The 12,521-nt window shown below is 65.6% G+C and carries 12 protein-coding genes; 11 read left to right on the plus strand and 1 reads right to left on the minus strand.

The features are described from left to right. The first annotated feature begins 10 nt into the window (after positions 1 to 10). The 11 genes from B161_RS0113555 to B161_RS0113605 all read left to right on the plus strand — a co-directional run bounded on the left by B161_RS0113555 (position 11) and on the right by B161_RS0113605 (position 11,519). Positions 11 to 496, plus strand: a complete 486-nt coding sequence (locus B161_RS0113555) for an urease accessory protein UreE (protein ID WP_018633982.1) — start codon at positions 11 to 13, stop codon at positions 494 to 496. Further along, positions 477 to 1,193 carry an urease accessory protein UreF gene (locus B161_RS0113560; protein ID WP_018633983.1) on the plus strand — a complete coding sequence of 239 codons (717 nt, stop codon included), beginning with the start codon at positions 477 to 479 and terminating at the stop codon, positions 1,191 to 1,193. Before B161_RS0113555 ends, B161_RS0113560 begins: the two co-directional genes overlap by 20 nt. Further along, entirely contained in the window at positions 1,190 to 1,828 is a 639-nt protein-coding gene (ureG, locus tag B161_RS0113565) for an urease accessory protein UreG (RefSeq protein ID WP_018633984.1), read from the plus strand. The genes B161_RS0113560 and ureG overlap by 4 nt, the downstream gene beginning before the upstream one ends. A 93-nt stretch (positions 1,829 to 1,921) precedes the next feature. Then, entirely contained in the window at positions 1,922 to 3,331 is a 1,410-nt protein-coding gene (locus tag B161_RS0113570) for a nucleobase:cation symporter-2 family protein (RefSeq protein ID WP_018633985.1), read from the plus strand. 23 nt (positions 3,332 to 3,354) lie between these two features. Beyond that, positions 3,355 to 4,194, plus strand: coding sequence for a factor-independent urate hydroxylase (pucL, locus tag B161_RS0113575; protein ID WP_018633986.1), 840 nt, complete (start codon positions 3,355 to 3,357; stop codon positions 4,192 to 4,194). Between the two features lie 13 nt (positions 4,195 to 4,207). After that, a complete protein-coding gene (gene uraD, locus B161_RS20375; protein WP_018633987.1) occupies positions 4,208 to 5,098 on the plus strand; it encodes a 2-oxo-4-hydroxy-4-carboxy-5-ureidoimidazoline decarboxylase in 891 nt (296 codons plus the stop codon). Positions 5,099 to 5,287: 189 nt separating this feature from the next. Then, positions 5,288 to 6,412 carry a GDP-mannose 4,6-dehydratase gene (gmd, locus tag B161_RS0113585; protein WP_018633988.1) on the plus strand — a complete coding sequence of 375 codons (1,125 nt, stop codon included), beginning with the start codon at positions 5,288 to 5,290 and terminating at the stop codon, positions 6,410 to 6,412. Between the two features lie 8 nt (positions 6,413 to 6,420). Beyond that, positions 6,421 to 7,356, plus strand: coding sequence for a GDP-L-fucose synthase family protein (locus B161_RS0113590; protein WP_018633989.1), 936 nt, complete (start codon positions 6,421 to 6,423; stop codon positions 7,354 to 7,356). Next, a complete protein-coding gene (locus B161_RS0113595) occupies positions 7,353 to 8,519 on the plus strand; it encodes a DegT/DnrJ/EryC1/StrS family aminotransferase (RefSeq protein ID WP_018633990.1) in 1,167 nt (388 codons plus the stop codon). Before B161_RS0113590 ends, B161_RS0113595 begins: the two co-directional genes overlap by 4 nt. 129 nt (positions 8,520 to 8,648) lie before the next feature. After that, positions 8,649 to 10,082 carry a mannose-1-phosphate guanylyltransferase/mannose-6-phosphate isomerase gene (locus B161_RS0113600; RefSeq protein WP_018633991.1) on the plus strand — a complete coding sequence of 478 codons (1,434 nt, stop codon included), beginning with the start codon at positions 8,649 to 8,651 and terminating at the stop codon, positions 10,080 to 10,082. 21 nt (positions 10,083 to 10,103) lie between these two features. Next, positions 10,104 to 11,519, plus strand: coding sequence for a phosphohexomutase domain-containing protein (locus tag B161_RS0113605; RefSeq protein ID WP_018633992.1), 1,416 nt, complete (start codon positions 10,104 to 10,106; stop codon positions 11,517 to 11,519). Between the two features lie 46 nt (positions 11,520 to 11,565). Here the strand turns inward: B161_RS0113605 and B161_RS0113610 are convergent, their stop codons facing one another. After that, positions 11,566 to 12,510 (minus strand): ABC transporter substrate-binding protein, encoded by a 945-nt coding sequence (locus B161_RS0113610; protein ID WP_018633993.1) that lies wholly within the window; start codon positions 12,508 to 12,510, stop codon positions 11,566 to 11,568. Between the last annotated feature and the right edge of the window lie 11 nt (positions 12,511 to 12,521).

The following is a 12,521-nucleotide window of genomic DNA, read 5'->3' on the forward strand; positions in this document are numbered from 1 at the left end:
TTGGCCGATCATGACTCTCGCCGCTCCTTTCGCCCTTTCGCCGCCTCGGGCCACGGGGCTTTTGCGCGCCGCCGAGGTTTTGGGCGAGGCGCCGGGCCGTCTGGAAGGCGATCTGGTCCTCTCCCATGAGGAGCGCCATTTGCGCCGCCGCCTGCTGCGGCTCTCCGACGGGACGGAGGTTCTGGCGGATCTCCCCGAGCCCGCGCGGCTGGAGGAGGGCGACCGCCTCCTGCTGGAGGACGGGCGCCGGGTTCGGGTGCGGGCGGCCTCTGAACTGCTTTATGTCGTGACGGCGGGGCGGGGGGCCCCGTTGACCGAATTGGCGTGGCATTTGGGCAATCGCCATTTCGCGGCGCAGATCGAGGCCAAGCGCCTCGTCATTCCGCGCGATCCGGTGATCAAGGCCATGCTTGAGGGCCTTGGCGCGCAGGTTGCTCCGGCGGTCGAGCCCTTTCGTCCGGTGCAAGGCGCCTATCATGGCCATGCGCATGGATGATCTCGGCGCCGGAGGGGGGGGCGGCCTCGCGCGGGAGAGGGTCGGCGGCGCGGAGCTTCTGCGTCTGCTGACCTGGCTTTCGCCGAGCTTTCCCGTCGGCGCCTTCGCCTATAGCCACGGGCTGGAGCAGGCGATTCACGAGGGCCTCATCCATGACCGCGAGTCCCTGCGGCTCTGGTTGGAGGATCTGATCTCCCTCGGCTCGGGCTGGAACGACGCGGTTTTGCTGGCGGAAGCTTGGCGCGCCGCCCGCGTCAAGGATTCCGCCGCTCTGCGCGATCTCGCCGAACTCGCCGAGGCTCTGGCGGGCGGCCGCGAACGCCATATGGAGACCATGCTCCAAGGCGAGGCCTTTTTGCGCGCCGCCGCCCCATGGACGGGCGTCGCGGAGCCTGCCCCTCTGGCCTATCCTCTGGCTTTGGGCGAGACGGCGGCGCGGGCGGGCCTGCCTCTGGAGGCGGTTCTGACCGCCTATCTGCACGGCTTCGCGGCCAATCTCCTGCAAGGCGCGGTGCGGCTGATTCCACTCGGGCAAAGCGACGCCTTGGCGATCCTCGCCGCTCTGGAGGCGCCTTTGCTGGCGGCCTCGGCGCGCGCCCTTCGCTCCAGCCTTGAGGATCTCGGCTCCTCGACCTTCCTCTCCGATCTCATAGCCCTGCGCCATGAGACGCTCTATTCGCGGGTGTTTCGCTCATGACTTCCTCCCACGGCCCTTTGCGCGTCGGAATCGGCGGCCCGGTCGGCGCCGGCAAGACCACCCTCACGGAGATGCTCTGCAAGGCCATGCGCGACGATTATTCCGTGGCGGTGGTCACCAACGACATCTTCACGAAAGAGGACGCCCTGATCCTCAATCGCGCGCAGGCCCTGCCGGAGGAGCGCATCCTCGGCGTGGAGACCGGCGGCTGCCCCCATACGGCCATCCGCGAGGACGCTTCGATCAACCTCGCCGCCATCGCCGAGATGCGCCGCCGCTTCCCCGATCTGGACGTGATCTTCATCGAATCCGGGGGCGATAATCTCGCGGCGACCTTCTCGCCGGATCTCGCCGACATCACGCTCTACGTCGTCGACGTGGCGGGGGGCGAGAAGATCCCGCGCAAGGGCGGCCCGGGGATCACGCGGTCGGATTTGCTGATTGTCAATAAGACGGATCTGGCGCCCTATGTGGGGGCGGATCTCGACGTGATGCGCCGGGACGCCGCGGCTCAGCGGGGGGAGCGGCCTTTCGTCTTCACCGACATGCGCCGCCGGATCGGCCTCGGCGAGATCGTCGCTTTTCTGGAGCGCGCCGGAGGTCTGCGCCGCCGCGCCGCCGAGGCTTCGGCCTGAAAATCCCGCCGGGGCGGTCCTCGTCCTGCTCGTCCTCTGAAAGGAGCCCTTTCGCGAATTCTCATCGTCATATCCTGAATCAGGAGCGCGCCCATGCCCTCGAGTCCATCCTCCGCCGTCCATCCCGTAGACGAACGCCTTCCCCTCGCGAGGCTCGCGCCTCTGGCCTTGCAGCATGTTCTGGTGATGTATGCGGGCGCGGTGGCCGTGCCCCTGATCGTGGGGCGGGCGCTGAATCTCTCGCCTGAGGATGTGGCCTTCCTCATCAGCGCCGATCTCTTCGCCTGCGGAATCGCGACGCTGATTCAGAGCTGGGGGATTCCCGGCGTCGGCGTTCGGCTTCCGGTGATGATGGGCGTGACCTTCGCTTCGCTTGGGCCGATGCTCTCCATGGCGACCGCGCCGGAGGTGGGGATTCTGGGGATTTTCGGCTCGGTGATCGCGGCGGGAATCTTCGGGACTCTGGTCGCGCCTTTCGTCTCGCGGCTTTTGCCGCTTTTCCCGCCGGTGGTGACGGGCACGATCATCCTCGTGATCGGCATTTCGCTGATGCGGGTGGGCGTGAACTGGGCGGGCGGCGGCCAGCCGAGCTTTCCGCGCATGGTCGAAGGCGTGAGCGTGCAATTCCCGAATCCGAATTACGGCCAGCTTTCGGGCCTCGCCATAGCCGCCTTCGTGCTGCTGACGATCCTCGCCTTGCTGAAATGGACGGACGGCTTCCTGCGCAATGTGGCGGTTCTGCTGGGGATCGTGGCGGGCTGCCTGCTGGCGGCCTTCATGGGGATCATGCATTTCGACAAGGTGGGCGCGGCTCCGTGGTTCGGGCTGGTGCTGCCTTTCCATTTCGGAACGCCGCAATTTCATCTCGTGCCCATCGTCACCATGTGCGTGGTGATGATCGTGGTGATGATCGAGTCCTTGGGCATGTTTCTCGCCATCGGCGAGATCACGGAGCGCAGGCTCTCCCGCGACGACCTGACCAAGGGCCTGCGCGCCGACGGCGTCGGCACTTTGATCGGCGGGATCTTCAACACCTTCCCTTACACCTCCTTTTCGCAGAACGTCGGGCTGGTGGGCGTGACGGGGGTGCGTTCGCGCTGGGTGACGGTGGCGGGCGGCGTGATCCTCGTGGCGCTGGGGCTTTTGCCGAAGATGGCGGCTTTGGCGGAATCGGTGCCGCAGGTGGTCTTGGGCGGCGCGGGGATCGTGATGTTCGGCATGGTGGCGGCGACGGGAATCCGCATTCTCTCCAGCGTGGATTTCCGCACCAACGCCAATAATCTCTTCATCGTGGCGATTGCGGTGGGCTTCGGCATGATCCCGCTGGTGGCGCCGACTCTCTTCAAGAACATGCCCCATGACTTGCACCCTTTGCTGGAGTCTGGAATTCTGCTGGCGGCCATCGTGGCGGTTTTGCTGAACGTCTTCTTCAACGGCGTCCAGAGCGCCGAGCAGGCGCGCGCCGAAGCCGCCTCCGCGGCGGCGGCGGCCGAACACGTCTGAGCTTTCAAGAGGGGGAGAAGAACATGCCTTTGATCAGCAACGTCTACGGCAAGGGCCGCGTGCGCGTGCTGCGCCTGTTCAAGGACGGCGACCGGCAGGAGGTCCGCGAGCTCACGGTTCAGCCCATGCTGACCGGCGATTTCTCCGCCGCCTTCACCGACGCCGATAATTCGAAGGTGGTCTCGACGGACACCGTCAAGAACGTGGTCAACATCGTGGCCCGCGAGTCGCTGAACCTCGGCAACGAGGAATTCGCCCTCGCGGTGGCGCGGCGCTTCCTCGACAAATATCCGCAGGTCGAGACGGCGACCGTCACGGCCTATGAGACGAAATGGCTGCGCCATGAGGTCGGCGGCAAGCCGCATCCGCACAGCTTCACGCTCGACGGCAACGGACGCCCCTTCGCCGAGGCCAAAGCCGCCCGCGACGGATCCTCCTCCGTGACCTCCGGCGTGAGCGACTACACCTTCATGAAATCCACGCAATCAGGCTGGTCGGGCTATACGAAGGATCCCTACACCACCATCAAAGAGACCGACGACCGCATTTGCGCCACCGCCATGGAGGCCCGCTGGACCTGGCGCAAGACGCCCGCCAGCTATGAGGCGGCCAACGCCAGGATCCTCGAAGCCATGCTGGAGGTCTTCGCGACCACCTATAGCGCCAGCGTTCAGGACAGCCTTTATCGCATGAGCGAGGCGGCTTTGGCGGCGGTCCCCGAGCTTGAGCAGGTTTCGGCGGCCTGCCCGAACAAGCATTATCTCCTCGTGAATCTGGCGCCTTTCGATCTGGACAACCCGAACGCCGTCTTCACGCCCACCGACGAGCCGCATGGCCAGATCGAATGCGTCGTCGGACGCTGAGCAGGAGAGCCCCATGACCGCCGCGCCCGTTTCTCTGGAGAGGCTGAATCAAGCCTCCCTCGCGGAATTCGTTTCGGTTCTCGGAGCGATTTTCGAGCATGCGCCTTGGGCCGCCGAGGCCGCCGCCGCGCAAAGGCCCTTCGCCACGGTGGCGGATCTGCATGCGGCCATGCTGGCCGCCGTGGAGGCCCGTCCTCAGGCGGAGCGAATCGCTTTTCTGCGGGGACATCCGGATTTGGCGGGCAAGGCGGCGCGGGCGGGCGAGATGGCGCCCGCCTCCGTCTCCGAACAGGCGGGCTTGGGTCTGGATCGGCTCTCGGATGCGGAATACGACCGCTTCCAGAGCCTCAACGCCGCCTACGCCGGGAAATTCGGCTTTCCCTTCATCGTCTGCGTCCGGCGCCAGACCCGCGACGCCATTCTGGATTCCTACGCCCCCCGCCTCGCCAACGACGCGGAGGCCGAACTCTCCCGCGCCATGGCGGAGATCGGCCATATCACGCGCCTGCGGCTGGTCGAGGCGGTGGAGGGGCCGGGCGCCCCCAAGACCGCCGGACGGCTCTCGACCCATGTGCTGGACACGGCTCATGGCGCTCCGGCGGCGGGCGTGCGGATCGAGCTCTTCGAGCGGGGCGCCAGCGCGGCTGCGAAGCTTCTGGAGGCCGTCACCAACGCCGACGGCCGCACCGACGCGCCTTTGATCTCGGGGCGCCCCCTGCGGGCGGGACGCTATGAGCTGGTCTTCCATGTCGGAGATTATTTCCGCGCCAAAGGGCTCGCCTTGCCGGAGTTCCCCTTCATGGACGTGGTGTCGATCCGCTTCGGGATCAGCGAGCCCGAAGGGCATTATCATGTGCCGCTTGTGGCGACGCCCTGGAGTTCGGCCACCTATCGCGGAAGCTGAACGCCTGCTCTCTCTGCTCGCCCGTCGCGGGTTCGTCCGACGGCGGAGAAAAGAGAATGACCTGAATCCTCAAGGATTATTCGGCGGCCATGTCGAGTTGATGACAGTCGCTTCACAAGGCCGAGACGCTCTTTCCTCCTTCCTGAGAATCTTATATGGGTTGCTCTGTTGAGGCGTAGGAAGGTCGACATGACGAAAAAAGCTTTGATTACGGGCGTCACCGGGCAGGATGGATCCTATCTGGCGGAGTTTTTGCTGGAGAAGGGCTATGAAGTCCACGGCATCAAGCGCCGCTCCTCCACCTTCAACACGCAGCGCGTCGATCATATTTTTCAGGATCTGCATAAGGAGGGCGGTCCGCAATTCCGCCTCCATTACGGCGACCTGACCGACAGCTCCAACCTCACGCGCATTCTGGAGGAGGTGCGCCCGGACGAGGTCTACAACCTCGGCGCCCAGAGCCACGTCGCCGTGAGCTTCGAGGCCCCCGAATACACCGCCGACGTGGACGCCATCGGCGCGCTCCGTCTGCTGGAGGCGATCCGCTTCCTTGGTCTGGAGAAGAAGACCCGCTTTTATCAGGCTTCGACCTCGGAGCTTTACGGCCTCGTGCAGGAGATTCCCCAGCGCGAGACCACGCCCTTCTATCCCCGCAGCCCCTATGCGGTGGCCAAGCTCTACGCCTATTGGATTACGGTGAACTACCGCGAATCCTACGGCCTCTACGCCTGCAACGGCGTGCTCTTCAACCATGAGAGCCCCCGCCGCGGCGAGACCTTCGTGACCCGCAAGATCACGCGCGGCCTCAGCAACATAGCGCAGGGTCTGGAATCGACGCTCTATATGGGCAATCTCGATTCCCTGCGCGACTGGGGCCACGCCAAAGATTACGTCCGCATGCAGTGGATGATGCTCCAGCAGGATAATCCTGAGGATTTCGTCATCGCGACGGGCGTTCAGCATTCGGTGCGCGACTTCATCCGCTGGACCGCCGAGGAACTGGGCGTGACGCTCCGGTTCGAAGGCGAGGGCGTCGAGGAGATCGCGGTGGTCGACTCCGTGACCGGCGACAAGGCTCCGGCGATCAAGGCGGGACAAGTCGTCGTGCGGATCGATCCGCGCTATTTCCGCCCGGCCGAGGTCGAGACTCTGCTCGGCGACCCCACCCGCGCGAAGGAGAAGCTCGGCTGGGTTCCCCAGATCACCGCGCGCGAGATGTGCGCTGAAATGGTGGCCTCCGATCTGGAGAACGCCAAGCGTCACGCCTTCCTGCGCAGCCATGGGCATGACGCGCCCCTCGCCAGCGAGAATTGAGGTGCCGCATGTCCACAAGAGGCAAGCTGCTCATCACCGGCGGACGGGGCATGGTGGGGCTCAATCTTCAGGAGCATCCCCGCGCTGCGGAATGGGAGATTCTCGCGCCGGGCCGCGCCGAGCTGGATCTGCGCGACGCCCGCGCCGTCGAGGCTTGGTTCGCCGAGGTCAAGCCTGACGCGGTGATCCACGCCGCCGGGCGGGTCGGAGGGATTCAGGCGAACATCGCCCATCCCGTCGCCTTCCTCGAAGAAAACCTGACCATTGGGCGCAACGTCGTCATGGGCGCCTGGAAGGGCGGGGTGCGGAATTTCCTCAACCTCGCCTCGACCTGCATGTATCCGGCGCAGGCGGAGAATCCCCTCAAGGAGGAGATGATCCTCGAAGGGGCGCTCGAGCCCACCAACGAGGGCTATGCTCTGGCCAAGATCGCGACCATGCGGCTTTGCCAGTATATCCGCCGCGAGGATCCGCAGGCGCAATATAAGACCTTGATTCCCTGCAATCTCTATGGGCGTCATGATAAATTCGACCCGGCCCATTCCCATCTCGTCCCGGCGGTGATCCATAAGGTGCATATGGCCAAGCTGCGGGGCGAGGAGGAAGTCGAGATCTGGGGCGACGGGACCGCGCGCCGTGAATTCCTCTACGCCGGCGACCTCGCCGACGCCGCTTTGCGGGCCGTCGCGGAGATCGACTCCATCCCCGATCTGATGAACGTCGGTTTGGGCGAAGATCACAGCATCAATGATTATTACGCGCGCGTCGCCGAAGTGGCGGGATGGAAGGGACGCTTCGTCCACGACCTGTCCAAGCCGGTGGGCATGAAGCGCAAGCTCGCCTCCTCCGCCCGTCAGGAGGCTTGGGAATGGCGGCCGCCCTCCACCTTGGCGGAAGGCCTTGCGAAGACCTATTCCTTCTATTTGGAAAGAACCTCGACATGAGCTTCCGTTTCCCTCTGGCGACCTCCTCATGGGACGAAGCCGAATATCAGGCGCTCCAGAACGTCATCGCCTCCGACCGCTTCACCATGGGCGCCCATGTCGAGGAATTCGAGCGCCGCTTCGCCGAGCATTTCGGGGCGCGTCATGCGATCATGGTCAATTCGGGCTCTTCGGCCAATCTGATCATGGTTGCGGCGCTGTTCTTCACGCAAAATCCGGCGCTGAAGCTCAATCGCGGCGATGAGATCATCGTCCCGGCGGTCTCGTGGAGCACGACCTATTATCCGCTTTGCCAATATGGCCTGCGGGTGAAATTCGTGGACGTCGACGCCGGAACGCTGAATTACGACCTCTCCGCCCTCGCCGAGGCGGTGACGAGCAAGACCCGCGCGATCATGATCGTGAATCTGCTCGGCAATCCCAACGACTTCGACGCGATCGAGAAGATCGTGGCGGGCCGCGAGATCCTCTTGCTCGAAGACAACTGCGAATCCATGGGCGCGACCTATAAGGGCCGCCAGACGGGCACTTTCGGCCTGATGGGCAGCTATTCCAGCTTCTTCTCGCATCACATCTCGACCATGGAGGGCGGCCTCGTCGTCACCGACGACGAGGAGCTGCATCACATCATGCTGGCGCTGCGCGCCCATGGCTGGACGCGCAATCTGCCCAAGGTGAACCGCGTCACCGGGGTGAAGAGCGACGATCCTTTCGAGGAATCCTTCCGCTTCGTGCTGCCCGGCTATAACCTGCGCCCGCTGGAGATGTCGGGCGCTTTGGGAATCGAGCAGCTCAAGAAGGTTCCGGCCCTCATCGCCGGACGCCGCGCCAACGCCGCCCTGTTCCAAGAGAAGCTGAGCGATCATCCGCTGTTCTCGATCCAGAAGGAGATCGGCGAAAGCAGCTGGTTCGGCTTCAGCCTGCTGCTGCGTCCCTCCTCGGGCCTGACCCGCAAGGAGATGGTCGCGCGCCTGACGGAGGCGGGCTTCGAATGCCGTCCCATCGTGGCGGGGAATTTCGCGAAAAACGAAGTCCTGAAATATTTCGACCATGAGATTCACGGCAATCTCTCGAACGCCAGCTATATCGACGCGAACGGCCTTTTCGTGGGCAATCACCATTACCCCATTCCGGAGGCCGTCGAGGCTCTGGAGCGGATCTGACCTGCGGGGAGGCGCCCGGCGCCTTCCTTGAAATCTCCTCCGCCTCGGCGAGAGGCGCAGGAGCGCGCCTGATCTTCCCTCCCGGAAGATCAGGCCTTCGCGCGACGCTTTCCGTAAGGGTGTTTCATCATGGCTTCTCCCATCGTTCCCGTGGTTCTGGCGGGCGGACAAGGCACGCGGCTTTGGCCCATGTCCCGCTCGGCGCGGCCCAAGCAATTCCTGCCTCTGATGGGAGAGACGAGCCTGTTTCAGGACACGCTCGCCCGCGCCGCGCCGCGCGACGGACGTTACGGCCCCGCCTTGGCTCTGACCAACGCGGAATATCGCTTCCTCGTGGCCGAGCAGGCGCAGGAGATCGGCGCGCCTCTAGCGGCGATCCTTCTGGAGCCGACGGCGCGCAACACGGCGGCGGCCATCGCGGCGGCGGCGGCCTATGCGGCTTTGCGGATCGATCCTGAGGCGGTGCTGCACATCCTGCCCTCGGATCACGCCATTTCGGCGGATGAAGGCTATTGGCGCGCGGTGGACGCCGCCGCCGCCGCCGCCCGCTCCGGGCTTTTGGTGACCTTCGGCGTGACGCCCGACCATCCTGAAACGGGTTACGGCTATATCCTTTGCGGCGAGCCTCTGACTCCGGAAGGCGCGCTGAAAGTGGCGCGCTTCGTCGAGAAGCCGGATCTCGCCAAGGCCGAGGCCATGCTGGCGGCGGGCGGGCATGTCTGGAATTCGGGCATGTTCATGCTCAAGGCGAAGGTCTTTCTGGAGGAGGCCGAGCGCCTCGCGCCGGAGACCTTCCGCGCGGCCTCCCTCGGGGTGGAGAAGGCGCAAGCCGATCTGGATTTCGTGCGGATCGACGAGGAAAGCTTCTCCGCCGCGCCCAATATCTCGGTGGATTACGCGATCTTCGAAAAGACCGACCGCGCTTCGGTTCTGCCGGTCTCCTTCGCCTGGTCCGACCTCGGCGCCTGGGACGCGGTCTGGAAGGCCCGCGCAAAGGACGCGCAGGGCAACGCCGCCTCAGGTCCGGCGAGCTTCTCCAACGCGAGCGGCTCTTTGGTGATCTCCGATAAGGCGCATGTGGTGGTCGAGGGCCTGAAGGACGTGGCCGTCGTCGCCAGCGAGGACGCCATCTTCGTCGGCCCGCTCTCGGAGACTCAGAAGGTCGGGGCGGTGGTGGCGCGGCTCAAGGCGCGGCCGGAGACCCGGGCGCTGACCGAGATCCATAAGACGGTCTATCGGCCTTGGGGCGGCTATTCCTCGGTGCTGGGCGGCGAGCGCTTTCAGGTGAAGCGGCTGTTCGTGAAGCCCGGCAAGAAGCTGAGCCTTCAGAAGCATCATCACCGCTCCGAGCATTGGATCGTGGTGCGCGGCACGGCGGAGGTGACCGTGGACGGCGAGACCAAGCTTCTGACCGAGAACGAATCCATCTATCTGCCTTTGGGGGCGGTGCATCGTCTGGCCAATCCGGGCAAGATCCTGCTGGAGCTGATCGAGGTTCAGACCGGCTCCTATCTCGGCGAGGACGACATCATCCGCTTCGAAGACATGTTCGGCCGGGTCTGAACGGGCGCAGGAGGAGAGGCGATGAGCGGCCTGAAATTCGGCACGAGCGGCCTGCGCGGCCTCGTCGTGGATCTGACGGACGAGGCTTGCGCGCTCTGGACGCGGGCTTTTCTGCGCCATCTGCGGGCGGAAGGCGCCTTAACCGCGGGGGACGAGGTTCTGGTGGGGCGAGATCTGCGCGGCTCCAGCCCGCGCATCGCCCGGGCCTGCCTTGCGGCCATCGCGGCGGAGGGGTTGGCTCCGGTGGATTGCGGCGAGATTCCGTCTCCGGCTCTGGCTCTGGCGGCGATGAGCCGGGGCGCTCCGGGGATCATGGTCACCGGAAGCCATATTCCCGACGACCGCAACGGCCTGAAATTCTACCGGGCCGAGGGCGAGATCGACAAAGCCGACGAAGCCGGGATTCTCGCGCGCGCCGAATTTGCGCCCACAAGCTCGGCCTCCGCCGTCGCGCCGCGGGCCTTCGACGCTCTGGGCGCCTATCGCGCGCGCTATGGGGTTTTAGGCGAGGGCCTGCTCTCCGGCCTGACCATCGGCGTCTATCAGCATTCCACCGTCTCGCGCGACGTGATCGCGCAGGTTCTGGAGGATCTGGGCGCGCGGGTTCTGCCTTTCGCCCGCAGCGAAGCCTTCATCCCCGTCGACACCGAGGCCCTGCGTCCCGAGGACGCGGCGCTCGCCCGCGACTTCGCCGCCGCCCATGAGATCGACGCCCTCGTCTCCGCCGACGGCGACGCGGATCGTCCTCTGATCGCCGACGAGCGGGGCGTCTTCCTGCGCGGCGATCTCGTGGGGCTGCTGACGGCGCGCTGGCTCGGGGCGGATCTGGTCGTGACGCCGGTCACCTCCACCTCCGCCGTGGAGGCCTGCGGCTTCTTCCGCGCCGTGACGCGCACCAAGGTCGGCTCGCCCTATGTGGTGGCGGGGATGCAGGCGGCGGGCGAGTCCCGGATTCCCGTCGGCTTCGAGGCCAATGGCGGCGTGTTGCTCGGCGCTCCGGCGCGGGGCCTCGCGGCCCTGCCGACGCGGGACGCGCTCTTGCCCATCCTCGCGGTGATCGCTCTGGCGAAATCCGAGGGGCTGAAGCTGTCGCAGCTTGTGGCGCGGCTTCCGGCGCGCTTCACCGCCAGCGACCGCCTCAAGGAGATCCCCGCCGAAAAAAGCGGGCCTTTTCTGGAGCGCCTCAAGCAGGATCCGGCCTTCGCCGCCGAATTCGCGGCCGGAGTTCTGGCGGCGGCGGGCGTCGCGCCCAACCCCGTCGCGAGCTTCGACGCCGTGGACGGGCTGCGCATGGTCCTGACGGATGGGAGCACGCTGCATTACCGCGCCTCCGGCAACGCCCCGGAATTGCGCTGCTATGTCGAGACCTCGGAGGAGGCCGCCGCTCAGGCCCTCCTCGCCGCAGGGCTGGAGGCCGCGAAGCGGCGGCTGACTTAAGATGTCGAGGCGGCCCCCGCGTAGGGAGGCCGCCCTTTTCCACCGATCAGAAGGGGCTGTCGGGATAGTAATATTGCGCCGCGTTCTCCGGCGTGACCAGCACCGAGCCGATGACGAAGCGGCCCGAAACCGGCGCGCTCGACACCAGCCCGAGCGCCGTCACCTCGATGGCGGTGGCGATCATGGCGGGCGGATAGGTGACGTTGGCGGGGATCATGGCGTCTCCGTCGCGGGTGCGGGCGATCATCTCCTTCATGCCCGCGCCGCCGAGCACGAATTTGACGTCCTTGCGGCCCGCCGCCTCGATGGCCGCCAGAGCCCCCACCGACATATCGTCGTCCGAAGCCCAAACGGCGTCGATCTGCGGATATTTCGAGAGGAAGTCCTGCGTCACCTCAAAGGCTTTGTCGCGGTTCCAATTGCCGTGCTCCATGGCGAGGATCTCGACGCCGGAGCCTTCGAGCGCCGCCTGAAAGCCCTCGACGCGCTCATTGTCGATGGTGGTGGGGATGCCGCGCAGCACGACGATCTTGCCGCCCTCGGGCAGAGACTTGGCCATGAACTCCCCCGCGACCCGTCCGAATCCCGGATTATCGCCCGCGACGTAAAGATCCTCGATCCCCTCGACGGAGAGGCCGCGATCCACCACCGTCACCCAGACGCCCGCGTCGGCCACGGCCTTGACCGGGCCGGTGAGGGGCTCGGATTCGAAGGGCAGCACCACAAGGGCGCTGATGTTGCGGGTGGCGACCATATCCTCGATGTCGTTGACCTGCTTGGCCGGATCGGAGGCCGTGGCGAGGACGAAATCCAGATCGGGATAAGTCGCCTCCAGCCGCTTCACGGCTTCTTGGGCGAAGTAGTTCATGCCGCCCGCCCAGCCATGGGTCGCGGCGGGAATGGAGACGCCGACGGTCTTGGTCTCGGCGAAGGCCGGCGCCGAGAGGCTCATGGCGGTGGTCAGGCAAAGCCCGGCGAGAATGCGTTTCATGGTCGAATTCC

The organism is Neomegalonema perideroedes DSM 15528 (assembly GCF_000374145.1).
Taxonomy (GTDB): domain Bacteria; phylum Pseudomonadota; class Alphaproteobacteria; order Rhodobacterales; family Rhodobacteraceae; genus Neomegalonema; species Neomegalonema perideroedes.